The organism is Streptomyces sp. NPDC048462 (assembly GCF_043200175.1).
Classification (GTDB): Bacteria; Actinomycetota; Actinomycetes; order Streptomycetales; family Streptomycetaceae; genus Streptomyces.
This window is the reverse complement of the sequence record NZ_JBICXG010000020.1, coordinates 71,456-95,520: the sequence shown is the minus strand read 5'-3', so window position 1 is coordinate 95,520 and position 24,065 is coordinate 71,456. Positions and strand designations below refer to the sequence as shown.

The following is a 24,065-nucleotide window of genomic DNA, read 5'->3' as shown; positions in this document are numbered from 1 at the left end:
CGCCTACCGAATTGTGGCCGGCTCGATGCCCAGCCGCGCGGCCAGGGCCCGTTCCCCCTCCGGGGTGGCCCGCACCGCCCGCCCGGACCCGATCCGTACGCACCAGCCGGACTCCAGCACGTGGCGGCACAGAGCGGCGCCCGCGGCGCCCGCCAGATGCGGCCTGCGCTCGGTCCAGTCCAGGCACCCGCGTACGAGGGGGCGCCGCGACCCGGTCTCCAGGGCGGTCCCCAGTGCGCCGAACCAGTCGAGTCCGGCGTCGGTGAGCGCGAAGCCGGTGTCCTGCCGCAGCAGCCCCCGTCCGGTCATGGCGTCGGTGATCGCGAGTCCGATGCGGCCCGCGAGATGGTCGTAGCAGGTGCGGCCGCGGGCCAGTGCGCTGTCGGCGCCCGAGGCGCCCAGGGTGCGGGGTGCGGCGGGGGCGCCGGGGGCCTCCCGGCCCGCCAGATCCTCGACGAGGTGGGCGGCCTGCTCGCCGGCGAGCCGTACATAGCGGTGCCGGCCCTGCCGCTCCTCGGCCAGCAGCCCGCCCGCGACGAGCTTGCCCAGGTGCTCGCTGGCGGTCGACGGGGCCACTGACGCGTGCCGGGCCAGTTCGCCCGCGGTCCAGGCCCGGCCGTCGAGCAGGGCCAGGCAGAAGACGGCGCGGGTCTCGTCCGCGAGGAGGGCGGCCAGGGCGGCGAGGCGGGGCGCGGCGGGGTCGGGGTATGCCATGTGTTCCAGGATGCGTCAGGAACGCTTCGGCGCCGGCCGAACGGTCCCGGCGGCCGTGGGCGGCGCGTACTGCAGGCCGAGGCCGTCGATCAGCGCGCGCAGCCCCGTCTCGAAGGCCCCCTCGTCGACCTGCTGGCGGCGTTCGGCCAGCAGATGGGCCTGGCCGAGGTGCGGGTAGTCGGCGGGGTCGTACGCGGTCTCGTCGTCCACGAAACCCCGGGCGAAGGAGCCGAGCGCCGAGCCGGTGATGAAGTAGCGCATCAGTGCGCCGATGTACGTGGCCTGGGCGGGCGGCCAGCCCGCGCGGACCATGGCCCCGAACACCGCGTCCGCGACCCGCAGACCGGCCGGGCGGCGGCCGGGGCCCTGGGCGAGCACCGGGACGATGTGCGGGTGCTCGGTGAGCGCCGCACGATAGGAGACCGCCCAGTCGTGCAGGGCGGCCCGCCAGTCACGGCTGTCGGACTCGTCGAACATCGACAGATCGACCTGTGCGGAGACGGCGTCGGCGACCGCGTCCAGGATCTCGTCCTTGTTGCGGAAGTGGTTGTACAGCGACGGTCCGCTGACCCCGAGCTCGGCCGCCAGCCGCCGCGTCGACACGGCGTCGAGCCCCTCGGCGTCCACGAGGGCACCCGCCGTGGCGACGATGCGGTCTCTGCTGAGGAGGGGCTTGCGCGGGCGGGCCATGCGGCACATAGTAGGGCCAAGACATTAAACTAGCAGTGCTAATTAAAACTGGAGGGCCGAGCGATGAACCTGGAGCTCAGCGAGGAGCAGGAAGCCGTCAGGCAGCTCGCCAAGGACTTCGTCGCCCGCGACATCGCGCCGCACGTCGTCGAGTGGGACCGGGCCGAGAACGTCGACAAGTCGATCGTGAAGAAGCTGGGCTCCCTCGGCTTCCTCGGGCTGACCGTCCCCGAGGAGTACGGCGGCTCGGGCGGCGACCACCTCGCGTACTGCCTGGTGACCGAGGAGCTCGGCCGTGGCGACTCCTCGGTCCGCGGCATCGTCTCCGTCTCCCTGGGGCTGGTCGCCAAGACCATCGCCGCCTGGGGCGACGAGGAGCAGAAGCGGCAGTGGCTGCCGAGGCTGACCTCGGGCGACGCGGTGGGCTGCTTCGGACTCACCGAACCGGGCACCGGCTCGGACGCCGGGAACCTGACCACCAGGGCCGTGCGGGACGGCGGGGGCTACGTCATCAACGGCTCCAAGATGTTCATCACCAACGGCACCTGGGCCGATGTGGTGCTGCTCTTCGCCCGCACCAACGACACCCCCGGCCACAAGGGCATATCCGCCTTCCTGGTCCCCGCCGACACCCCCGGCCTCAGCCGGCGCACCATCCACGGCAAGCTCGGCCTGCGCGGCCAGGCGACCGCCGAGGTGGTACTCGAAGACGTCAGGGTCCCCGCCACCACGCTGATCGGCCCCGAGGGCAAGGGCTTCTCGATCGCCATGTCCGCCCTGGCCAAGGGGCGGATGTCGGTGGCGGCCGGCTGTGTCGGCATCGCCCAGGCCGCGCTGGACGCCGCCGTCGGATACGCCGGTGAACGCGAGCAGTTCGGCAGGCCCATCGCGGGCTACCAGCTCGTCCAGGAGCTCATCAGCGACATCGCCGTGGACGTCGACGCCGCCCGGCTGCTCACCTGGCGGGTGGCCGACCTGATCGACCGGGGCGAGGAGTTCGCCACCGCCGCGTCCAAGGCCAAGCTCTTCGCCTCCGAGGCCGCCGTGCGCGCCGCCAACAACGCCCTCCAGGTGTTCGGCGGCTACGGCTACATCGACGAGTACCCGGTCGGCAAGCTGTTGCGCGACGCCCGCGTGATGACGCTCTACGAGGGAACCAGTCAGATCCAGAAGCTGATCATCGGCCGGGCGCTGACCGGGGTCTCCGCCTTCTGAGGCCGTGGCCCGCACCCGAACGGGCGTCTGAGTACCTGACTGAGTACCCGGACGGATGTGGTGTGCGTCATACCGCCGGATGCTGGGCGGCATGAGTGAGACGACATCGGTCAAGCAGCAGAGCACCGCCGCCTTCTACGGTCAGGCCGTCGCATCCTTCGGGGTGGCGATGGGCGCGGTGGCCCTCGGTATCTACTTCCTCGACGCGGATGCCTGGGTGCGCGGGTTCCTCGCCATCGGCGTCCTGTACCTCGTCACGTCCTCCTTCACCCTGGCCAAGGTCATCAGGGACCGGCAGGAGGCGGGCCAGCTGGTCAGCCGGGTCGACCAGGCCCGGCTGGAGAAGATCCTCGCCGAGCACGACCCCTTCCAGAAGCTCTGACGATCTCACGCCCCGGACCCCTAAGCGCTTGCTCAGGATCGGGGTATGGTGTTCGTCCTGCTGACTGAGAGGGGCCACTGACGATGAGCACGGCGCAGGAGACCGACGGCGAGAACACGCCGTGGGTCGAAGTGACGCCCGAGGCTGCCAGGCGGCTTCTCGTCGCCGCCGTCGACGCCTTCGCCGAGCGCGGGTACCACGCGACCACCACCCGGGACATCGCGGGCCGCGCCGGAATGAGCCCCGCCGCGCTCTACATCCACTACAAGACGAAGGAAGAGCTGCTCCACCGGATCAGCAGGATCGGTCACGACCGCGCCCTGGCCGTCCTGGAAGCGGCCGCCGACAGCGAGGGCACCGCCGCCGAACGGCTGGACGCCGCGGTCCGGTCCTTCGTCCAGTGGCACGCCGAGCGGCACGCCACCGCCCGCGTCGTGCAGTACGAACTCGACGCCCTCGGCCCGGAACACCGGGCCGAGATCATCGAACTGCGCCGCCGGAGCGACGCGGTGGTGCGCCGGATCATCGGGGAGGGCGTGGCGGCGGGCGAGTTCGACGTCCCCGATGTGCCGGGCACCGCGCTCGCCGTGCTGTCGCTCTGCATCGACGTGGCGCGGTGGTTCAACGCCCAGGGCAGCCGGACACCGGACGAGGTCGGCGACCTGTACGCGGGCCTCGTGCTGCGCATGGTCGCGGCCGGACGGTGACCCGGCCGCCCCCGGCCCCGGCTCAGAAGTAGTACCGCGACACCGACTCGGCCACGCAGGCCGGCTTGTCGCCGCCCTCGCGCTCCACCGTGACGACCGCGGTGACCTGTACGCCGCCGCCCGCCTCCTCCACGCTCCTGAGGACCGCCGTCGCCCGCAGCCGCGAGCCCACGGGCACCGTGGAGGGGAAACGGACCTTGTTGGTCCCGTAGTTGATGCCCATCTTCATGCCCTCGACCCGCATGACCTGGGGCACGAGCGCCGGCAGCAGTGAGAGCGTGAGGTAGCCGTGCGCGATCGTCGTACCGAACGGCCCGGCCGCGGCCCGCTCCGGGTCCACATGGATCCACTGGTGGTCGCCGGTGGCGTCCGCGAAGAGATCGATCCTCTTCTGCTCGACCTCCAGCCAGTCGCTGTACCCCAGCTGCTCGCCCACCCCGTCGCGCAGCTCCTGCGCGGACGTGAAGATCCTCGGCTCTGCCATGTTCCCGGCCCTGCCTTCCCGCTCTCGGCCATCCGTCATCGCGCTGTCTAAGCGCTTGCTCAGCATGGTTCGCGGGTGCCTTCCTGTCAACGACGGACCGGCCGGTACCGGGACACGTAGGGTTCGAGGGGTGCCCCAGATCCCACAGACACTCCATGAACTCACGGTCGGCCAGCTCTCCGCGCGCAGCGGCGCCGCCGTTTCGGCCCTGCACTTCTACGAGGCCAAGGGCCTGATCAGCAGCCGCCGCACCAGCGGGAACCAGCGGCGCTACGACAGGGACGCGCTGCGCCGGGTCGCCTTCGTCCGCGCCGCCCAGCGGGTCGGCATCCCGCTCGCCACCATCCGCGACGCGCTGGCCGAGCTCCCGGAGGAGCGCACCCCCAACCGCGACGACTGGGCACGGCTCTCCGAGGCGTGGCGCTCCGAGCTGGACGAGCGGATCGTGCAGCTGGCGCGCCTGCGCGACCACCTCACCGACTGCATCGGCTGCGGGTGCCTGTCGCTGGAGAACTGTGTGCTCTCCAACCCGGACGACATCTCCGGTGAGCGGATGAGCGGCTCGCGGCTGATGCCGGGCAAGGTCGCGAAGGGCGCCGGGGGAGGGTGCTGAGGCGGGCCCGTACGTATGTGTTGCCCGTCCGGCAGCCGTGCGTCGTCGGACGCCGGGCGGGCCGCTCCGTTCCTCAGGCCACCGATGCCAGGCCGCACAGCCGGGTCCGCCGGGCCTTCGCCAGTGCCGCCCGGGTGAGCACGGGCTGCGGCACCACGATTCCGCACCCGGTGCAGACCGGGCCGGACCACGGCTCGCTGTCCAGGTCCTGCCGCCAGGCGATCCGGCCCTGTGCGCAGACCGGGCAGGCCTCGCCCGGCTCCGACTCCAGGGCGGAGATCAGCCGCGCCAGCACCTCCGCGAGGGGCGCGGCCGGATGGACGGCCGGGTCGTCGCACCGGGCGACCCCGTTCCCGCCCCAGGTGCGCCGGTGCCAGTCGTCGAACGCGCCGGGCCGGCGCAGTCCGTCGTGCTTCTCCCGCCGGCGGCGCTCGGCGAACCCCGCCTCGTAGCCGAGCCAGACCGCGCGGGCGGTCTCCAGCTCCTCCAGCGCGCGCATCAGCCGCACCGGATCGGGGGCCCGGTCCTCGTGCCCTATTCCGTGCCTGGCACACAGGTGGTCCCAGGTCGCCCGGTGCCCGTAAGGGGCGAAGCGTTCCAGGCACTTGCGCAGCGAGTACCGCCGCAGTGCCAGATCGCTCCGCGGATCGCGGACCTGTCTCGCAAGACTCCGGAAACCGGCCATTGCGCTGCCACCTCCGTCGCTCGTACTCCGTCGCCCCGAAAACCGGGCGTCAACCAATGGACGTACGACTGCCCGGATCGGCTCCATCCATGAGTGCGGCGGTCCAGCCAATGAGATGACCGGTCGTCATGTGGCCGCATGTGGCGATTCGGAAAAGGTGACTGATGTTCACCTTACCGACGGGTCATACCGCCGGTAACGTCCGGCGCATCGGCCTTTCCGAGGAGCACGCATGCCCCCACGCACCGGCACCACCGCCCGCACCGGCAAGTTCCGGGCCGCCACGATCGCGGCCGTTCTCGCACTCGGCGCCTCACTGCTGGCCACCGCGCCCCACGCGGGCGCCGCCGAGCCGGATCCCGTACCCGACTACTGCCAGGGACAGTGCGACGACATCCTGCCCCCCGGCGAGAACGGCAATGCCACCCTCGTCGAGATTCTGGGCAACAAGGCGTTCGGCACCCACCCCGCGCACAGCGACGACCAGCTCAACCGCTACGACGGGCTGGTGGCCGGGCACACCGGCCTCACCGACCAGAAGCTCACCGACTTCTTCAACGACGCCTCCTTCGGCGTCCCCAAGGACCAGGTCGAGTCCGTCACCGCGCCCCGGAGCGACGTCACCATCACCCGCGACAAGGTGTCCGGCGTCCCGCACATCAAGGGCACCACCCGCTACGGCACCGAGTTCGGCGCCGGGTTCGCGGCCGGGCAGGACCGGCTCTGGCTCATGGACCTCTTCCGCCACATCGGGCGCGGGCAGCTCACCTCGTTCGCCGGCGGCGCGCTGGCCAACCAGGGCCTGGAACAGCAGTTCTGGCCGCAGGCCCCGTACACCGAGGACGATCTCAAGGCCCAGGTCGAGTACATAAGGACCCACGAGGGTGCCCGCGGCGAGCAGGCCATGGCCGATGCCCAGGCCTATGTGGACGGCATCAACTCCTACCGCGAGAAGTCGAAGAAGGGCCGCTACTTCCCCGGCGAGTACGTCCTCACCGGCAAGATCGACGCCATCACCAACGTCGGTGAGATCCAGCCGTTCGAGCTGACCGACCTGATCTCGATCGCCTCCGTGGTCGGCGGCCAGTTCGGCGGCGGCGGTGGCGGCGAGGTCCAGGCCGCGCTCTCGCTGCTCTCCGCCCAGCAGAAGTACGGAGTGGCCGAAGGCACCAAGGTCTGGGAGTCGTTCCGGCAGCGCAACGACCCCGAGGCCGTGCTCACCGTCCACGACGGCACCTCGTTCCCGTACGCGAACAAGCCCGACAACGCCGTCGGCACAGCGCTCCCGGACCCCGGCTCGGTCACCGCCGAACCCCTGATCCACGACCGCACCGGCTCGGCGGGCACCGACGCCAAGGCCCCGGTCAAGGCACCCGCCGAGCTCAAGAAGGCCCAGGGCATCTACGACGACGGGGTCATCCCCGAGGGCTCGCTCCCCGGCTCCGGCACCGGCGCCCAGAAGCGCGGGATGTCCAACGCCCTGCTGGTCTCCGGCAAGAGCACCGCGAGCGGGAACCCGATCGCCGTGTTCGGCCCGCAGACCGGCTACTTCGCCCCGCAGCTGATGATGCTCCAGGAGATCCAGGGTCCCGGCATCAGCGCCCGGGGTGTCTCCTTCGCCGGTGTCGGCATGTACATCCAGATGGGCCGGGGCCAGGACTACGCCTGGAGCGCCACCTCCGCGGGCCAGGACATCACCGACACCTACACCGTCGAACTGTGCGAGCCCGACGGCTCGGCGCCCACCAAGAACTCCACGCACTACCTCGACCGGGGCGACTGCACCGCCATGGAGAAGCTGGAGCGCACCAACTCCTGGAGCCCCACCGTCGCCGACTCCACGGCCAAGGGCTCCTACCGGATGCAGGTGTGGCGCACCGGCTACGGAGTGGTCACCCACCGCGCCACGGTGGACGGCAAGCCGGTCGCGTACACCTCGCTGCGCACCACCTACCGGCACGAGGCCGACTCGATCGTCGGCTTCCAGATGCTCAACGATCCCTCCTACGTGAGCGACGCCGCCTCCTTCCAGCGGGCGGCGAGCAACATCGACTACGCCTTCAACTGGTTCTACGCCGACTCGCGCACCGCCGCCTTCTACAACAGCGGCATGAACCCGGTGCGCGCCCCCGGCGTCGACCCGGCGCTGCCGATCAAGGCCGAGAAGGCGTACGAGTGGCAGGGCTACGACCGGGCGGCCAACACCGCCGACTACACCCCGTTCGCCGAGCACCCGCACTCCAGCGGCCAGGACTACTACGTGTCCTGGAACAACAAGCAGGCCGAGGGATACGCCTCCGCCGGCTTCGGGCTCAGCGCGGTGCACCGGGCCGACCTGCTCGACGAGCGGGTGTCCAAGCTGGTCCAGGAGGGCGGCGTGACCCGCGCCTCGCTCACCCGCGCCATGGCGGACGCGGCACTCACCGACCTGCGCGGGGAGCAGCTGCTGCCCGAACTGCTGAAGGTGATCCGCTCCCAGCCGGTCACCGACCCGGAGCTGAACGCGGTGGTCCAGCAGCTGGACTCCTGGCGGGCGGCGGGCGCCCAGCGCAAGGAGAGCAGCCCCGGTTCGCACGCGTACACCTACGCCGACGCGGTACGGATCATGGACGCGTGGTGGCCGAAGCTGATCGACGCGGAGTTCAGGCCCGGCCTCGGTGACGACCTGTACGGGGCGCTGACCGCCAACCTCGCCACCGACGAGTCCCCGGCGGCCAGCCACGGGCCGAGCGGCGCGCACAGCGGTTCGGCGTTCCAGTACGGCTGGTGGGGGTTCGCGGACAAGGACCTGCGCCAGGTGCTCGGACAGCCGGTCAAGGGGCCGCTGGCCAGGACCTACTGCGGCAACGGCGATCTGAGCAGCTGCCGCGCGGCGCTGCTGTCCTCGCTGAAGCAGGCGGCGGCGGTACCGTCGGCCGAGGTCTATCCGGCCGACGCCACCTGCAAGGCCGGTGAGCAGTGGTGCACCGACTCGATCATCCACCGGGCACTGGGCGGGATCGCGCAGAAGGCGATCCACTGGCAGAACCGCCCGACGTACCAGCAGGTGGTGGAGTTCCCGGCGCACCGCTGACGCCGGCCGGCCGGGCGGGTCCCTCGCGGGGGCCCGCCCGGCACACCATCAGCGGTACTGCAGGTACCGCTTGCGCACGGCCCGGAACGCGGCGAGGTCCTTCGCCCACGCCCCCACCACCTCGTCCGTGTCCGCGCCCGCGTCGATCATCGTGCGGACCCGGGTGTTGCCGGTGAGCTTGTCGATCCAGTTGTCCGACCGCCAGGCGAACCCGCTCCAGGTCTGCTTCGCCGTCACCAGCAGCGCGATCCCGGTGCGCACCGGATCGAAGACCTCGCGGTCCTGGACGTGCAGTTGGACCCCGCCCACCGTCTTCCCCTCGAACTTGGAGAACGTCGGCGCGAAGTACGCCTCGCGGAAGGCCACTCCGGGCAGGGCGAGCGCGTTCGCGGCGGCCGCCCACGTGTGGTCGATGCCCTCCGCGCCCAGCAGCTCGAACGGGCGCGTCGTGCCGCGCCCCTCGGAGAGGTTCGTGCCCTCGAAGAGGCAGGTGCCCGAGTAGACGAGCGCCGTGTCGGGCGTCGGCATGTTCGGGCTCGGCGGCACCCACGGCAGACCGCTCGCGTCGAAGAAGTCCGAGCGCGACCACCCCGACATCTTCACAATCTCCAGCTCGGCCGGACGGTCCGCGAGGAACTCCCCGTTGAACAGCAGGGCGAGCTCGGTGACCGTCATCCCGTGCGCCTGGGAGATCTCCCGGCGCCCCACGAAGGTGCCGAAGGCCGGATCGAGGACCGGCCCCAGGGCCGCCCGCCCGGACACCGGGTTCGGCCGGTCCAGGACGACGAACCTCTTGCCCGCGAGGGCCGCCGCCTCCATGCAGTCGTACAGCGTCCAGATGTAGGTGTAGAAGCGCGCGCCCGCGTCCTGGATGTCGAAGACGATCGTGTCGACGCCGGACTGCGTGAACACGTCGGCCAGTGGCTGCCCGCTCTTGAGGTACGTGTCGTATACCGGCAGCCCGGTCGCGGGGTCGTCGTACCGGCCCTCCGAGCCGCCCGCCTGCGCGGTGCCGCGGAAGCCGTGCTCGGGGCCGAAGACGGCCGTCAGGTTCACCCGCCCGTCCCCGTGCATCACATCGACGATGTGCCGGAGTTCGGAGGTGACCCCCGTCGGGTTGGTGACGATCCCGACCCGCTGCCCCTTCAGGAGCGCGTAGCCGTCCGCAGCCAGCCGGTCGAAGCCGGTGCGGAGGCCGCCGTGTCCGCCGCCCCCGTGCCCGTGTCCCTTGCCGTGCGACGTGCCGGCGGCGGCGGGTGCGGCGGTCGCCGCGAGAGCTCCGACGGCACCGCCGGCGGCCAGCAAACCGCGTCTGGTCAGGCTCATTCGGCTACCTCCATGATCGCGACGTCTGTCATGGTCACGCACGCTAGCGCGCACCGGGTCCGCAGGGAACGAGCCGGACGCCCCCGATGCGGCAGGAGTGACGTATGAGGGGCGCCCGCCTCTTCCCCGACGACATACCGACTGGTTAGTCTGCTGGTGCAGCCGGCAGAGAGAGGCGGGACCGATGAGTACGGTGCAGGGCGCGGGCGTAGTGGTCACGGGGGCCGGAGGCGGCATCGGAGCCGCGCTGGCCCGCAGATTCGCCGCCGAGGGCGCACGGGTCGTGGTCAACGACCTCGACGAGGGCCGGATCGGGGCGCTGGCCCGGGAGATCGGCGGCGTCGCCGTCGCCGGTGACGCCTCCGGGATCCTCGACGCCGCCCGGGACGCCCTGGACGGCACGGTGGACATCTACTGCGCCAACGCGGGGCTCGCCTCGCCCGGTGACGTCTTCGCGGACGAGGAGGTCTGGGCCGCCGCCTGGGACGTCAACGTGATGGCCCACGTCCGCGCGGCAAGGGCGCTGCTCCCGGACTGGCTGGAGCGCGGCAGCGGCAGGTTCGTCTCCACCGCGTCGGCCGCCGGGCTGCTCACGATGATCGGCGCGGCGCCCTACAGCGTCACCAAGCACGGGGTGGTCGCCTTCGCGGAGTGGCTCGCCCTCACCTACGGCCACCGCGGCGTCAAGGTCCACGCGATCTGCCCGCAGGGCGTGCGCACCGACATGCTGACCGCCGCCGGATCGGCCGGGGAACTCGTGCTCGCCCCCGGCGCCATCGAGCCCGAGGCCGTCGCCGACGCGCTCTTCGCGGCCATGGCCGAGGACCGTTTCCTCGTCCTGCCGCACCCGGAGGTCGCCACGTACTACCGGTCCCGGGCCAAGGACACCGACCACTGGCTCGGCAGCATGAACCATCTCCAGCAGAAGTGGGAGGCGACCGGCGCATGACCGAGTCGATCTACGCGGCGAAGCCCTGGCTCCCGCTGCTCAGCGAGGCCCAGCGGGCCCCGGTCCACCCCGCCGCCACCCTGGTGCACGCCTTCCGCGCCTCGGTGGCCCGCACCCCGGACCACCCGGCACTGGCCTACTTCGACGGGCGCCTCAGCTACCGAGAGACCGACGCGCTCTCCGACTCCGTGGCCGGTCACCTGGCCGCGCGGGGGCTGGAGCGCGGCGACCGGGTCGCGATCATGCTGCAGAACTCGCCGCACTTCGTCATCGCGCTGCTCGGCGCCTGGAAGGCCGGGGCGACGGTCGTCCCGCTCAACCCGATGTACAAGTCCGGCGAGGTCGGCCACGTCCTGAAGGACGCCGAGGTCTCCGCGCTGATCTGCTCGGACCGGGCCTGGGACGCCTATCTGCGGGACACCGCGGCGGCCGCCCCGGCCGTCCGGATCGCCGTCACCGCCTGCGAACTGGACTTCCAGACCACGAACGACGAGCGGGTGCTCGAATTCGACCGGCTGCCCGCCGACGACGCCGACGATCTGGTGGCCGTCGCACGCCACGGCCTCGCCGCTCCGGCCGGCCGGGAGCTCACCGCCGCCGACGTGGCGCTGATCAGCTACACCTCCGGCACCAGCGGCACCCCCAAGGGCGCCATGAACGCGCACGGCAACATCATGGTCAACGCCGAGCGCCAGCGCACCGGCCACCCCGTCCCCGAGGGCTCCGCCTACTTCGCCCTCGCCCCGCTCTTCCACATCACCGGCATGGTCTGCCAGCTGGCCGCCTGCCTCGCCAACGCCGGCACCCTGGTCCTGGCGTACCGCTTCCACCCCGGCGTGGTCCTGGACGCCTTCACCGAGCACCGCCCCGCCTACACCGTCGGCCCCTCGACCGCCTTCATGGCGCTCGCCGCGACCCCCGGCGTCACCCCGGCGCACTTCGGCTCCTTCCGGGTGATCTCCTCCGGCGGCGCGCCCCTGCCGCCCGCACTCGTCGAGAAGTTCCGGGCGGACTTCGGCCCGTACATCCGCAACGGCTACGGCCTCACCGAGTGCACCGCGCCCTGCGCCTCCGTGCCGCCGGAGCGCGAGGCCCCGGTGGACCCGGTGTCCGGGACCCTCTCGGTCGGCGTGCCGGGCCCGGACACGGTGGTGCGGATCATCGACGAGAACGGCGCGGACGTGCCCTTCGGCGAGCAGGGCGAGATCGCGGTGCGCGGACCGCAGGTCGTCTCCGGCTACTGGCGACTGCCCGAGGCCACCGCCGCAGCCTTCCCGGACGGCGAACTGCGCACCGGCGACATCGGCTTCATGGACCGCGAGGGCTGGCTCTACGTCGTCGACCGCAAGAAGGACATGATCAACGCCTCCGGCTTCAAGGTCTGGCCGCGCGAGGTGGAGGACGTCCTCTACACCCATCCGGCGGTCCGCGAGGCGGCCGTCGTGGGCGTCCCCGACGCCTACCGGGGCGAGACGGTCCGCGCCTACGTCAGCCTGCGCCCGGGCACCTCGGTGGAACCGGGCGAACTGGGCGCGTACTGCAAGGAACGGCTCGCCGCGTACAAGTACCCGCGCGAAGTCGAGGTCCTGACCGAACTTCCCAAGACGGCAAGTGGGAAGATCCTCAGGCGGGAACTGCGTTCACCCCGCTAGGACCGGTTCACGCACTGCACGGATGGAAGGCGGCGGCCATGGCCAAGGCGACGGACGGGAGCGGCACCCCCGTTCCCCAGCGGCTGCTCGCCGCCGCCACCCGGCTCTTCGCCGAGCAGGGGTACGACCGCACCTCGGTCCAGGAGATCGTGGAGGCGGCCGGCGTCACCAAGGGCGCGCTGTACCACTACTTCGGCTCCAAGGAGGACCTCCTCCAGGAGGTCTACGCCCGGGTGCTGCGGCTCCAGCAGGAGCGCCTCGACGCCTTCGCGGACGCCGACGCGCCCGTGGAGCGGCGACTGCGCGACGCGGCGGCCGACGTGGTCGTCACCACCATCGAGAACCTCGACGACGCCTCGATCTTCTTCCGCTCGATGCACCACCTGAGCCCCGAGAAGAACAAGCAGGTACGGCTGGAGCGGCGCCGCTACCACGAGCGCTTCCGCGCCCTGGTGGAGGAGGGGCAGCGCAGCGGGGTGTTCTCCACCGCCACGCCGGCGGACCTGATCGTCGACTACCACTTCGGCTCGGTCCACCACCTTTCCACCTGGTACCGGCCGGACGGCCCGCTCAGCCAGCAGGAGGTCGCCGACCATCTGGCCGACCTGCTGCTGCGCGCGCTGCGCCCTTAGGGCCTGCACAGGCGACCGGGAGCGGAGGCGCCGCGCTCGGCGGTTCAGGGTCCCTCGTCGGCCAGCCGCCCCAGCAGCGCCTCCGCCGCCGGATTGCGCGGCCGGGGAGCCCGGCCCACCAGCAGCACCGTCCGGCCCGGCTCCGGCTGCCGGATGGACACACACGGCAGCCCGGCGTCCTCACCGATCCGGCGCGGCACGATCGCCACGCCGATGCCCGCCCGTACGAGATCCACGAGCAGCCGGATCTGGGTGACATCGCAGGTGATCCGGCGCTCCAGACCGCAGTGCGCCGCCAGCCGCCGCACCGCCGTCTCCAGACCCGTACCGGCCCGGAAGTCCACGAACGGCTCGTCGGCGAGGTCCCTGATCAGGGTGCGCCCGGCCGTCGCCAGCCGGTGGCCCGGGGCGGTGATCAGGACCAGGTCCTCCTGCCAGGAGGCGAACGCCGCGATGCCGTCCGGGAGTTCGGCGGCATCCGGGGCCAGATAGGCGAGGTCCAGCTCACCCGCGAGCACCCCCGCCACCAGCTCCGGGGTCGTCGCCTCCCGCAAGGAGATCTGCACCCCGGGCCGCAGCCGGTGGAAAGCGGCCAGTTCGGCGGCGAGATCCACACAGGTCAGCGTCTGGATCGTGCCGATCCGCACCCGCCCGGTTGCCAGACCCGACACGGCGGCCACCGCGTCGCGGGCGTCGTCCGTCCCCGCGAGCACCGTCCGGGCCGAGGGAAGCAGGGCCCGCCCCGCCTCCGTCAGCACCACCCGGCGGCCGGTGCGGTCGAACAGTTCGGCTCCCAGCTCCCGTTCGAGGTTGCGCACGGACGTGCTCAGCGCGGACTGCACGATCAGTTCGGCGCGTGCGGCGGCGGTGAAGCTGCCGTGCGTGATCACCGCCATGAAGTGGCGGAGCTGGCGAATCTCCATCCATCTACAATAGTGATGGCAGCCAGCGAAACCATCTGTTGGACCGAACCGGCCGGCGGGGCCACGCTGGATACATGGCGCACATTCAGACATCGACGCGTGTTCCTGCCCTGTGGACCGTGGCCTACGGGCCGCACCGCCCGTTGACCGTCCGGATCCTCGCACGGTGCCTGCTGCGGGTGCGGGCCTTCGCCCGGGACCTGGCGCTGGCCGACCACGTACCGTACGGCGGCTACTGAGCCGGCGGGCACGGGCCCGAAACGGGTTGGTGCGGCCGCGACGCACCCGGTTAGCATCCGACGATGCGGACGCCGGTCGACGAAGAGATCCACGCCCTGGGCCGGCAGACCGGCCACGAGGACCCCGTGCGGCGTCACGCGGCACTCGTCCGGCTGACCGAGCTCGTCACCGCGTGCCCCCCGTCCGACGACGTGGAGAGGGACGTACTCGCCGGACTGCTGCCCACCGCCCTCACCGGACCGCCGGAGGCCGATCTCCTCCTGGCCGGCCTCTACGAGCGACTCGGCGACCGGCTGACGGGCCGCCCCCGGCCCCAGTGGCGTACGGCCGGGCACCTGCCGGCAACGGTGCGGATCGCCTGGCTGCGCGCCGACGTCTTCCACGATCCCGGGATCCTCCGCGAGGAGGCCCCAAACGAGATCCTCCACCAGGCCGTGCGCGGGATGAGCATCACCGCCGCGCTCCGGCCGGACCGGCTGGTGGACGAGCTGGCGGACACCGGTGATCCGGTGCTGCGGGCCGAGGCGCTGCGGCTGGCCCGTGAGGGACTGCACGCCGGACTGCTCGCCCCGGCGGCGGTCCGCGAGAAGCTGATCGCCCTGCTGGCGGCGGACAGCGTCCCGGTCGTCGCGGGCGCGCTGGGCGAACTGGCCGAACCGTGGGCCGCGACGGCCCCGCTGCCGCCCGCCCTTCTCGCTCCGTTCTTCTTCCCCCGCCCGGTACGGGAACGGACCGGGGAGGTGCCGGAGGGCTCGGTGCCGCAGCAGGCCGGGGTACCGGCCGAGGACGCCGTGCGGGAACGGCCCGCCGTTGCCGGAGCAGCCCTGACGGCCGCCGCCCGCCACGGCCACCGCGAGCTGCTGCGCGGGGTCGTCGAGGACCCCCGGCAGGCGCCCGGCCTGCGCCGGCGCGGGATGGAACTGCTCGGCGAACTGGCGGACCGCGACGACATCGGCGACCTGATCGCCGTCGCGGCCGGCGATCCCCTGCTGCTCGGCGGCCCGGCGGTGGTCTGCCTGCGCGGGCTCCACCGCCGCGGGCACTTCCCCCACGACCCCCAGGTCCACACACTCGTCGGCCTGGCCCTGTCCGATCACTCGATCCCGGCCCGCGACGTGGCGACGATCCTCTTCACCTCCCGCCACGAAGCGCTTCGGGTACTGACGGACGCGCCGGCCGCCGATCCGGGCTGGCCGCGGCGGCTCGAACTGCTCGTCGCCCTGGCCGGACAGGGCACGGGCGACCTCCCGGTCGGTGACGTCATCACCCGCCTGCTGCCCTCGGCCCCCGAGCCCGTGCCCTTCCTCGGCGCGATCCGCGCACTGCGTCACACCGATGCCGAGGAGGCCGTGCTCGCCCTGCTGCCCGCCGCGCCGGACGCCGCCCTGGACACGCTGGAGGCGATCGGCGGGGACCGGACGGTACGGGCCCTGGCCGAAGGGCTGGGCCTCGCCACCGGAGTGACGGCGCCCCACCTGCGCCCCGCACGAGGCCGCGCCCTCGAACTGCTCTGGCAGCTGAACCGGGACCCGGACCGGCGCCGCGCCCTGCTCGACCGGCTCGACCCCGTCGACCTGCCGCCGCGCGTCGCGGCCGGCCTCGGCGGACCCGACGCGGCCGAACTGGCCCTGCTGACCTCCCACCTGGACCCGGACGCACCGGTGGAGGCGCTGTGCCGGCTCGCTGCCCACGGCGATGCCGCGACCCTCCCGGCCATCACCGACCTGCTGTCGCGCGTCGTGGCCGGCCTGGCCGCTTCGAGGAGGCCGGACGCGGCGCCCCGGACCGGGGAACACGGGCAGCCGGCCGGTGAGCCCGCCGTGCCGCAGGAGGTCCTGGACGCCCTGAGCGCCCTCGGCCGCCGGCTCCACGAGCGGGGCGCGATCCGGCCCGTCTGCCTGCTCGGCGTGGAGGCGGAGAACGCCGGGCACGCGCTCGTCGCGAGCACGGCGCTGGACCTCGTCGACCGCCCGGGACTCTCCGACGACGAGCACGTGGTCCTGCTCGAACTGCTGCTCAGGGCCCCCTGGACCGGCACCCGCGCACGGGTGCACCGACTGCTGCGCCACCGCGACCGGCACGTGCGGGGGCGCGTCATCGCCCTGCTTGCACACGACGCCACGGGCGAGGACGCCCAGGCGCTGTCGGCTTCGCTCATCGCACTGACGAGGGCGAAGGACATCCAGACCGTCCGGCAGGCCCTGCTCGCCCTGGGCCACGCCCGTGCCCACTGGGCGAGCGCCGCGGTCGCCGCCTGCCTCGGCCACCCGAACATGAACATCAGGAAGACGGCGGCCGAGGCGCTGGTGCGGGCAGGCGCACCGGCGGCGCTCCCCGAGCTCCTGTCCCGGCTCGGGCAGGAGAGCAACCTCGCCCTGCGTGCCTCCCTCGTCGCCGCCCTGCGCGCCGTCCTCGGGGACGCCTACGCGGCCACCCTCGTCGCCGCCGCCGAACACAGCCGGGAGGAGGCCACCGGCCGGCTGCTGCTGGGCCTGCACGGCGTCCTCACCGCACGCTCGGTGCGGGCACTGGACGAGCAGGAGTCACCGGTGGCGATCCCGCTGCTCACCCTGGTCGGGTCCCGCCACATCGCCCTGGCTGCCGGCGTCGTGACGGACCTGGCGCCGGCCATGGCCGCGCACGGGATCACCCTGCGGCCCGCCGCCCCCTGGGAGGTTTCCGGCGAGGCGGAGCGCGACGTCGAGGCCCTGGCGACCGGGGGCTGGGACCCCCGGACGGCACTGCGCCTCGTGGCGCGGGGCGAGCGGCTCGGCTTCGCCCAGGCGGACCGGCTGGGCCCGCTGCTGGCCGACTGGCTCGCGCTGGCGGGCTCCCAGTACGCGGCGGCCCGGAACACGGCGGCCCAGGACACGGCGGCCCAGGGCAGGGCGCGGGGCGCCGAAGTGCTGCGGTTCGCGCTGACGCTCTGTTCCAGGCCCCGGAGCGGCCCGGACCTCACGGCGCTCGCCCGGTCCGCCCCGCTCCTGCTGGACGCGCTGGCCGACGCCCACGACGCCCACCGGAACACACTGATCGCCGTACTCGAAGAGGTGGCGCCGCTGCTGACGGCCACCGCGAAACCGGCCGCCGTCACCGCGGTACGCGTCCTGGCCCCCGCACCGGCGACGCCCGACCGGTCCACCCTGACGCTGCTGCGCCGCCTCGGTGCGATACCGGTCCGCGCCGATCTCGACCGGGCCCTCGCGGAGGCCCGGCTCGGCGCCGACCCCGGGCGGGCCGCGACCGCCGTGCTCCGCGAGGCCTTCGCCGTACCTAAGCCCCGGCGGGACGCCGCACCCTGGTCCGAAGCGGCCCTGGCCTGGCGGTCCGCGCTGGCCGAGGCGGTCGGGCAGCCGGGCACACTGGCGGAGTTCCGCCGCACGGACGAGGGCACCGTCTCCTCCCGGGACCGGCTGGCCGCCCTGATCGAGGCCCACAACGGGGCTGACGCCGGGGCCCGGGACGCGCTCATCGACTGGATGACACGGCTCCAGCCCCTGGACGCGCCGCCCTGGACCCTCGCGGAGAGCGCCCGCGCCCCGCAACCGCCGCCGCGCCGGGTCCGTGCCGACGACCTGGACCAGCCGCGTTCGGCGGCCCTGCGGGAGCGGCTGCTCGCCATGCTCGGCTCGGCGGAGGCGGGGCGCCGGCAGACCGCCGCCGAGGCGCTGGCGGGGTGGCCCGAGCCGGAGGCCCGCCCGGCCGTGCTGCGCGCGTACCTGAACGGCCGGGTCTCCCTGCCCGCCGTAGCCGTGACCGGACTCGGCAGCGCGCTGGCCGGCATCGGCGAGAGCGAGCTCCGGGGCGACGGAATCCTGCGCGACAGGGTGGCAGCCGTGGCCACCGGGCTCGATCCGCAGCAGCGGGAACGGCTCCTGCCGCTGCTCCTTGAGTGGTGGGAGCACGCACCGCCCGCCGAGGCCGCGGCCCTCGGGACCGCGTTGCGCGCCCACCCCGCCGACGCGCTGGCCGTGGCACTGGGCGACCGCCTCGACGCCGCGGCCTGGGGCTTCCTGGACCTGCTCGTCGGCCGCCCGCTCCTGCGTACCCCGGCACTGACGCGGACCTGCCGCCGCCTGCGGGCCGAAGGACGCGACGAGCTCGCCGACCGGCTGCTCCTCGTGGAAGGGCCGTTGCGGGGCCCGGACGCCGGTCGGCGGGACGCGGCGGCACTGGCCGCACTCCGCGACCGCGACGCGGCCCGTCCCGCCGCGACCGGGCACCGCCCGACCCGGCGGGAACTGATGGACCTGGCCGCGACCGGCGCCCCCGAGCAGATCTGCCGCGCGCTCACCGGGCTGGCCGAGACGCACACCGGCCCCGGACCGGACCGGGACCCGCGGCTGCGGAACCTGCTCGGTGAGCTTCTGACGCACCCCCGGCCCAGGGTCCGGCTACGGGCCCACCGCACCGCGCGCGCGATGCTCGACCGGGCTGCGTACCTGCGCCACACCGAACTGCTGCTGGACGACTCCCGGCCGGACGTCGTGCGCATGGCGCTCCGGACGCTCTGCCGGGCGGACTGGGAGCCGGCGGTCCCGGCCGTCACCGGGCTGCTCGGGCACCCGCACGCGACCGTGCGCGTCGCGGCGGCCGAGGCGCTGGCCGAGCTGGGCGGTACGGCGGTCCCGGTACTGCGTCACGCCGCCGCCCGCGCCCGGCCCGACCGGCGCTCCCTGTACACGGACATCCTGGCCCGGATCGAGGCCGACGGACACTGACGCGGTCCGCCGCCCCGGCCGTCTCCGGGCCACCGGCTACAGGTACTTCTTGATCTCCCGGCGGGCCAGCGACCGCTGGTGCACCTCGTCCGGGCCGTCCGCCAGCCGCAGCGTCCGCGCCGCCGCCCACAGTTCGGCCAGCGGGAAGTCCTGGCTGACGCCGCCCGCACCGTACAGCTGGACCGCCTGGTCGAGGATGGAGACCACCGCACGCGGGGTGGCGATCTTGATGGACTGGATCTCGGTGTGCGCGCCCCGGTTGCCCACCGTGTCCATCAGCCAGGCCGTCTTCAGCACGAGCAGCCGCAGCTGCTCCACCGTGACCCTGGCGTCCGCGATCCAGTTCTGCACCACACCCTGCTGGGCGAGCGGCTTGCCGAAGGCGTTGCGGGACACCGCGCGCCGGCACATCAGCTCGATGGCGCGCTCGGCCATGCCGATCAGCCGCATGCAGTGGTGGATGCGGCCCGGCCCCAGCCGCGCCTGGGCGATGGCGAAACCGCCGCCCTCCTCGCCCACCAGGTTCGCCGCCGGCACCCGCACGTTGTCGAAGACCACCTCGGCGTGGCCGCCGTGGTAATGGTCCTCGTAGCCGTACACCTTCATGGCGCGCTTCACCGTCAGCCCCGGGGTGTCGCGCGGGACGAGGATCTGCGACTGCTGGCGGCGGATGTCGTCGCCGTCCGGGTCGGTCTTGCCCATCACGATGAAGATCGCGCAGTGCGGGTTCATCGCCCCGGAGATGTACCACTTGCGCCCGTTGACGACGTAGTCCTCGCCGTCACGGGTGATCCGGGTCTCGATGTTGGTCGCGTCCGACGAGGCCACCTCCGGCTCGGTCATCGCGAACGCGGACCGGATCTCACCGGCCAGCAGCGGCTCCAGCCACTGCTTCTTCTGCGCGTCGGTGCCGAACTGGGCGAGTACCTCCATGTTCCCGGTGTCCGGCGCCGCGCAGTTCAGCGCGGTCGGCGCCAGCTGCGGTGAGCGGCCCAGGATCTCGGCCAGCGGGGCGTACTGGAGATTGGTCAGCCCCGCGCCGTACTCGGCGTCCGGCAGGAAGAGGTTCCACAGCCCCTGCCGGCGGGCCTCCGCCTTGAGGTCCTCGACGACCTGCGGGGTGTCCCACGGCGACGCGAGCTGCTCGCGCTGCTCCTCCGCGATCCGCTCGGCGGGGTGGACGTGCTCGTCCATGAAGGTGAGCAGCTTGCCGCGCAGCTCCTCGGTACGGGCGTCGAATGCGAAGTCCATGGGGTTGATCAGCCTTCCTGGAGGGTGGTGAGGCCGTGCGCGATGAAGACGGGGACGAGGTCGCCGATGCGGTCGAAGCCGCCGCCGACGGTCTGGCCCAGCGTGTAGCGGTAGTGGATGCCCTCCAGGATCACGGCGAGCTTGAACCAGGCGAAGGCCGTGTACCAGGAGATGGCGGAGGTGTCCCGGCCGGAGCGGGCGGCGTAGCGCTCGATCAGTTCGGCGGGGGAGGGGTGGCCGGCCGCGCCGCTGGTGGTGGAGACCGGTGACTCGGGCAGGCCGAGGTCGGAGCTGTACATCACCAGCAGGCCGAGGTCGGTGAGCGGGTCACCGAGCGTGGACATCTCCCAGTCGAGTACGGCCCTGATCCGGTCGTCGGGGCCGATCAGGACGTTGTCCAGGCGGTAGTCGCCGTGCACCACCGTCGGTGCGGGGGAGACGGGGAGTTCGCGGCCGAGCGCCGCGTGCAGCTCGTCGATGCCCGCCAGGTCACGGTTGCGGGAGGCGTCCAGCTGCTTGCCCCAGCGGCGCAGCTGCCGGTCCAGGAAGCCCTCGGGGCGCCCGAAGTCGCCGAGCCCGACGGCCTGCGGGTCCACGGCGTGCAGTTCCACCAGGGTGTCCACCAGGCCGAGCACGGCCGCGCGGGTGCGTTCGGCGCCGAGCGGGGCGAGCTGTTCCGCGGTGCGGTACGGGGTGCCCTCGACGTACTCCATGACGTAGAACGGCGAGCCGATGACGGAGTCGTCCTCGCAGAGCAGCAGCGTCTCGGGGACCGGGACGGCCGTCGGGTGCAGTGCGCTGATCACCCGGTGCTCGCGCTTCATGTCGTGCGCGGTGGCCAGCACATGACCCAGCGGCGGCCGCCGGACGACCCAGTGGCCGGTGCCGTCCGTGACGATGTACGTCAGGTTCGAACGCCCGCCCTCGATCAGCCGGGCGTCGAGCGGTCCGTTCACCAGGCCAGGCCGTTCGCGGTCGAGATGTCCGCGCAACCGGTCGAGGTCGAGGCCTGGCGGGTGGACTGGGCTCATCGTGCGCACCTCCGGGATGAATGAACGGTCGGTGTTCATGATGCCGACCAGTCGGTATGTCGTCCAGTGAACTCCCGGAACCGGATGTGGCGGGTCCGGCGCGATCGACTGTCCAGCCTCTGGTGTTCAGTCGTATCTCTGAATAGAGTTCACGTATGGATACAGCATTGTTGATCGAAGAAGTCCGGCTCACCCCGATCCTCATTGCCGACCCGCCGCTCCTCAACACCCAGGGCGTCCACCAGCCCTACACCCCGCGCCTTGTCGTGGAGGTCGTCACCCGCGGCGGAGTGACCGGCATCGGGGAGACGTACGGCGACGGCAAGTACCTCGAACTGGCCGAGCCGCTCGCCGCCGCCCTGGTCGGCCGCCCGGTCAGCGATCTGAACGGCCTCTTCGCCCTCGCCGACGAGGTGTGCGCGGATTCACGCGCCGCCGACGAGCGGGTCGACGCGGGCGGGCTGCGCGGCGTCCAGACCGCGGACAAGCTGCGGCTCTCGGTGGTGTCCGGCTTCGAGGTGGCCTGCCTGGACGCGCTGGGCAAGTCGCTCGGCCTGCCGGTGCACGCGCTGCTCGGCGGCAAGGTGCGCGACACCGTCGAGTACAGCGCATACCTCTTCTACCGCTGGGCCGAGCACCCGGCGGGCGGCGAGCGCGACGACTGGGGAGCGGCCGTCGACCCGGCCGGAGTCGTCGCCCAGGCGCGGCGGTTCGCCCGTGACTACGGCTTCTCCTCCTTCAAGCTGAAGGGCGGGGTCTTCCCGCCCGACCAGGAGATCGCCGCGGTCCGCGCACTGGCCGAGGCGTTCCCCGGTCGGCCACTGCGGCTGGACCCCAACGGCGCCTGGTCCGTCGAGACCTCGCTGTACGTCGCCGAGCAGCTCAAGGGCGTACTCGAATACCTGGAGGACCCGGCGGCCGGCACCGCGCTGATGGCCGAGGTCGCGGCCGGCACCGACGTACCGCTGGCCACCAACATGTGCGTCACCACCCTCGCGGAGGTCCCCGAGGCCTTCGCGAAGGACGCCGTCCAGGTCATCCTCTCCGACCACCACTACTGGGGCGGCCTGCACCGCACCCGTGAACTCGCCGGGATCTGCCGCACCTTCGGCGTCGGGCTCTCCATGCACTCCAACACCCACCTCGGGATCAGCCTCGCCGCCATGACGCACGTCGCGGCCACCGTCCCCAACCTCGACTACGCCTGCGACAGCCACTACCCCTGGCAGACCGAGGACGTCATCACCGCCCGCCACGTCTTCGAGGACGGCCGGCTCACCGTCTCCGACGCCCCGGGCCTCGGGGTGGAACTGGACCGGGAACGCCTGGCGGAACTGCACCGCCGCTGGCTCGACGACGACGGCACGATGCGCGAGCGCGACGACGCCGCCGCGATGCGCAAGGCCGAGCCCGGGTGGCGGACGCCGTCGATCCCGCGCTGGTGAGGGCCCCGCGCCGGGCGGCCGGGCTCCCCGGCCCCGTGCGCCCGGCCCGGAGTCCGCTCAGTCGTGCCGGCCCTGCGCGGCCACGAAGGCGTCGCCGTACTGCGCCGACCAGTGGCCCAGGGCCCCGATCGGCTCCAGCAGGCTCCGGCCGAGCCCCGTCAGCGCGTACTCGACCCGCGGCGGCGCTGGTACGGACCTCGGATGCGAGCCGCTGACAGTGGGCGGGCTCGACCGGGCCGCGTACCTGGAGGCGACGACGGCCTTCCTCGTCGGGCTCTGGCACTCCGGCTTCGACCCGCGCCGCCTGCTGCCGCCCTTCGCCGCCGCCACGGCATGACTTGCGCCGTCCCCGGGCCGCGCCGATGGTCGGAGGATGAAGGCGATCAGCTACAGCGGATACGGCGATGCCGACGTCCTGGAGTACGGCGAGCGGCCCGACCCCAAGGTCGGCCCCGACACCGTCCTGGTGAAGGTGCGGGCCGCCGCGGTCAACCCGGTGGACCGGCAGGCGCGGCAGGGGAACCTTGACGCCGCGCTCGACGCGGTCTTCCCGGTGATCCCCGGCTGGGACGTCTCCGGGGTCGTCGTGCAGCCAGGCGTCGCCGTGGACGAGTTCGCCGTCGGCGACGAGGTCATCGGGTACGTGCGGGAGGACTTCCTCGGCCGGGGCACCTTCGCGGAGTACGTCGCCGCGCCCGTGCGCACCCTCGCCCGCAAACCGCTGAGCCTGAGCTTCGAGGAGGCCGCCGGTCTGCCGCTGGCCGGCCTCACCGCCTACCAGGTGCTCCACCGCTCGCTGCGGATCCGCAACGGGGACACCGTCCTGGTGCACGCGGCGGCGGGCGGTGTCGGCTCGCTGGCCGTCCAGCTCGCCCGCCACGCGGGCTGCCGGGTCATCGGCACCGCGAGCGCCCACAACCACGACCACCTCCGGCAGCTCGGCGCGGAACCCGTGGAGTACGGGGACGGGCTGGTCGACCGGCTGCGGGCGCTGGCCCCGGACGGGATCGACGCCGCCTTCGACACGGTGGGCGGCGAGGCACTGCGGGCCTCCGCCGAGACGCTCGCGCCGGAAGGGCGGCTGGCCTCCATCGTGGACAGCGAGGTGTTCTCGTACGGCGGCAAGTACGCCTTCGTGCGGCCCGACGCGAAGGACCTCGCCCATCTGGCCGAACTGGCCGAGCGGGGCATCGTCACGGTCCACGTCGACCGGGTCTTCCCGCTGGAGCAGACGGCCGAGGCGCACCGGCTCAACGCCCAGGGGCGCACCCGGGGGAAGATCGTCGTCACGGTGGACTGGGAGAGCTGACCGCCGCGCGCCCGGTCCCCGGT

At 72.9% G+C, this 24,065-nt stretch carries 20 protein-coding genes and 1 pseudogene; 12 read left to right on the top strand and 9 right to left on the bottom strand.

The features are described 5' to 3' along the window. Positions 1 to 3: 3 nt before the first annotated feature. Together ACGFU6_RS28285 and ACGFU6_RS28280 are read right to left on the bottom strand one after the other, a co-directional pair. Positions 4 to 714 carry an ArsR/SmtB family transcription factor gene (locus ACGFU6_RS28285; RefSeq protein ID WP_393614926.1) on the bottom strand — a complete coding sequence of 237 codons (711 nt, stop codon included), beginning with the start codon at positions 712 to 714 and terminating at the stop codon, positions 4 to 6. 15 nt (positions 715 to 729) lie between these two features. Then, the gene (locus tag ACGFU6_RS28280) at positions 730 to 1,404 is read right to left on the bottom strand and encodes a TetR/AcrR family transcriptional regulator (protein ID WP_123528083.1); all 675 of its coding nucleotides are present in this window, start codon (positions 1,402 to 1,404) and stop codon (positions 730 to 732) included. A gap of 63 nt (positions 1,405 to 1,467) precedes the next feature. Between ACGFU6_RS28280 and ACGFU6_RS28275 the strand changes: the two genes are divergently transcribed. The 3 genes from ACGFU6_RS28275 to ACGFU6_RS28265 all read left to right on the top strand — a co-directional run bounded on the left by ACGFU6_RS28275 (position 1,468) and on the right by ACGFU6_RS28265 (position 3,708). Then, positions 1,468 to 2,619 carry an acyl-CoA dehydrogenase family protein gene (locus tag ACGFU6_RS28275; RefSeq protein WP_393614925.1) on the top strand — a complete coding sequence of 384 codons (1,152 nt, stop codon included), beginning with the start codon at positions 1,468 to 1,470 and terminating at the stop codon, positions 2,617 to 2,619. A gap of 91 nt (positions 2,620 to 2,710) precedes the next feature. Continuing rightward, positions 2,711 to 3,001 (top strand): YiaA/YiaB family inner membrane protein, encoded by a 291-nt coding sequence (locus tag ACGFU6_RS28270; RefSeq protein ID WP_393614923.1) that lies wholly within the window; start codon positions 2,711 to 2,713, stop codon positions 2,999 to 3,001. Between the two features lie 83 nt (positions 3,002 to 3,084). Continuing rightward, the gene (locus tag ACGFU6_RS28265) at positions 3,085 to 3,708 is read left to right on the top strand and encodes a TetR/AcrR family transcriptional regulator (RefSeq protein WP_393614921.1); all 624 of its coding nucleotides are present in this window, start codon (positions 3,085 to 3,087) and stop codon (positions 3,706 to 3,708) included. Positions 3,709 to 3,730: 22 nt separating this feature from the next. Here the strand turns inward: ACGFU6_RS28265 and ACGFU6_RS28260 are convergent, their stop codons facing one another. Beyond that, on the bottom strand, positions 3,731 to 4,192 hold the full coding sequence (locus ACGFU6_RS28260; protein WP_393614920.1) for a MaoC family dehydratase: 462 nt from the start codon (positions 4,190 to 4,192) through the stop codon (positions 3,731 to 3,733). 130 nt (positions 4,193 to 4,322) lie between these two features. On the opposite strand from ACGFU6_RS28260, the gene soxR reads away from it, so the two are divergent. Next, on the top strand, positions 4,323 to 4,805 hold the full coding sequence (soxR, locus tag ACGFU6_RS28255; protein ID WP_393614918.1) for a redox-sensitive transcriptional activator SoxR: 483 nt from the start codon (positions 4,323 to 4,325) through the stop codon (positions 4,803 to 4,805). Positions 4,806 to 4,878: 73 nt separating this feature from the next. On the opposite strand, the gene ACGFU6_RS28250 is transcribed toward soxR, so the two are convergent. Next, positions 4,879 to 5,490, bottom strand: coding sequence for a hypothetical protein (locus ACGFU6_RS28250; protein WP_393614916.1), 612 nt, complete (start codon positions 5,488 to 5,490; stop codon positions 4,879 to 4,881). Positions 5,491 to 5,722: 232 nt separating this feature from the next. On the opposite strand from ACGFU6_RS28250, the gene ACGFU6_RS28245 reads away from it, so the two are divergent. Continuing rightward, the gene (locus tag ACGFU6_RS28245; protein WP_393614914.1) at positions 5,723 to 8,563 is read left to right on the top strand and encodes a penicillin acylase family protein; all 2,841 of its coding nucleotides are present in this window, start codon (positions 5,723 to 5,725) and stop codon (positions 8,561 to 8,563) included. A 48-nt stretch (positions 8,564 to 8,611) separates the two neighbouring features. On the opposite strand, the gene ACGFU6_RS28240 is transcribed toward ACGFU6_RS28245, so the two are convergent. Beyond that, positions 8,612 to 9,889: an exo-beta-N-acetylmuramidase NamZ domain-containing protein gene (locus ACGFU6_RS28240; RefSeq protein ID WP_393614912.1), complete on the bottom strand. Its 1,278-nt coding sequence runs from the start codon at positions 9,887 to 9,889 to the stop codon at positions 8,612 to 8,614. A gap of 184 nt (positions 9,890 to 10,073) precedes the next feature. Here ACGFU6_RS28240 and ACGFU6_RS28235 point away from each other — a divergent pair, with 184 nt between their 5' ends. From ACGFU6_RS28235 to ACGFU6_RS28225, 3 genes are read left to right on the top strand one after another with little or no spacing between them, the layout of a single operon-like run. Beyond that, the gene (locus tag ACGFU6_RS28235; protein WP_393614910.1) at positions 10,074 to 10,838 is read left to right on the top strand and encodes an SDR family oxidoreductase; all 765 of its coding nucleotides are present in this window, start codon (positions 10,074 to 10,076) and stop codon (positions 10,836 to 10,838) included. Further along, on the top strand, positions 10,835 to 12,490 hold the full coding sequence (locus ACGFU6_RS28230; RefSeq protein ID WP_393614908.1) for a class I adenylate-forming enzyme family protein: 1,656 nt from the start codon (positions 10,835 to 10,837) through the stop codon (positions 12,488 to 12,490). The genes ACGFU6_RS28235 and ACGFU6_RS28230 overlap by 4 nt, the downstream gene beginning before the upstream one ends. A 38-nt stretch (positions 12,491 to 12,528) precedes the next feature. Continuing rightward, positions 12,529 to 13,122: a TetR/AcrR family transcriptional regulator gene (locus tag ACGFU6_RS28225; RefSeq protein WP_393614906.1), complete on the top strand. Its 594-nt coding sequence runs from the start codon at positions 12,529 to 12,531 to the stop codon at positions 13,120 to 13,122. On the opposite strand, the pseudogene ACGFU6_RS28220 reads toward ACGFU6_RS28225, so the two are convergent. Further along, positions 13,061 to 14,045, bottom strand: a pseudogene (locus ACGFU6_RS28220) (LysR family transcriptional regulator). The gene ACGFU6_RS28225 and the pseudogene ACGFU6_RS28220 overlap by 62 nt on opposite strands. 74 nt (positions 14,046 to 14,119) lie before the next feature. On the opposite strand from ACGFU6_RS28220, the gene ACGFU6_RS28215 reads away from it, so the two are divergent. Beyond that, on the top strand, positions 14,120 to 14,284 hold the full coding sequence (locus ACGFU6_RS28215; protein ID WP_393614905.1) for a hypothetical protein: 165 nt from the start codon (positions 14,120 to 14,122) through the stop codon (positions 14,282 to 14,284). A gap of 63 nt (positions 14,285 to 14,347) precedes the next feature. After that, on the top strand, positions 14,348 to 19,006 hold the full coding sequence (locus ACGFU6_RS28210; RefSeq protein ID WP_393614904.1) for a HEAT repeat domain-containing protein: 4,659 nt from the start codon (positions 14,348 to 14,350) through the stop codon (positions 19,004 to 19,006). A 36-nt stretch (positions 19,007 to 19,042) separates the two neighbouring features. Here ACGFU6_RS28210 and ACGFU6_RS28205 read toward each other — a convergent pair whose 3' ends face one another. Beyond that, complete coding sequence (locus tag ACGFU6_RS28205) at positions 19,043 to 20,257, bottom strand: acyl-CoA dehydrogenase family protein (protein WP_393614902.1); 1,215 nt, start codon at positions 20,255 to 20,257, stop codon at positions 19,043 to 19,045. 8 nt (positions 20,258 to 20,265) lie between these two features. Beyond that, complete coding sequence (locus ACGFU6_RS28200; RefSeq protein ID WP_393614900.1) at positions 20,266 to 21,288, bottom strand: phosphotransferase family protein; 1,023 nt, start codon at positions 21,286 to 21,288, stop codon at positions 20,266 to 20,268. Positions 21,289 to 21,443: 155 nt separating this feature from the next. On the opposite strand from ACGFU6_RS28200, the gene ACGFU6_RS28195 reads away from it, so the two are divergent. Next, positions 21,444 to 22,733: a glucarate dehydratase family protein gene (locus tag ACGFU6_RS28195; RefSeq protein ID WP_393614898.1), complete on the top strand. Its 1,290-nt coding sequence runs from the start codon at positions 21,444 to 21,446 to the stop codon at positions 22,731 to 22,733. Positions 22,734 to 22,790: 57 nt separating this feature from the next. Here ACGFU6_RS28195 and ACGFU6_RS28190 read toward each other — a convergent pair whose 3' ends face one another. Next, positions 22,791 to 23,063, bottom strand: coding sequence for a winged helix-turn-helix transcriptional regulator (locus ACGFU6_RS28190; RefSeq protein ID WP_393614896.1), 273 nt, complete (start codon positions 23,061 to 23,063; stop codon positions 22,791 to 22,793). A gap of 43 nt (positions 23,064 to 23,106) precedes the next feature. Here ACGFU6_RS28190 and ACGFU6_RS28185 point away from each other — a divergent pair, with 43 nt between their 5' ends. After that, positions 23,107 to 24,042: an NADP-dependent oxidoreductase gene (locus ACGFU6_RS28185; protein ID WP_393614894.1), complete on the top strand. Its 936-nt coding sequence runs from the start codon at positions 23,107 to 23,109 to the stop codon at positions 24,040 to 24,042. Positions 24,043 to 24,065: the final 23 nt, after the last annotated feature.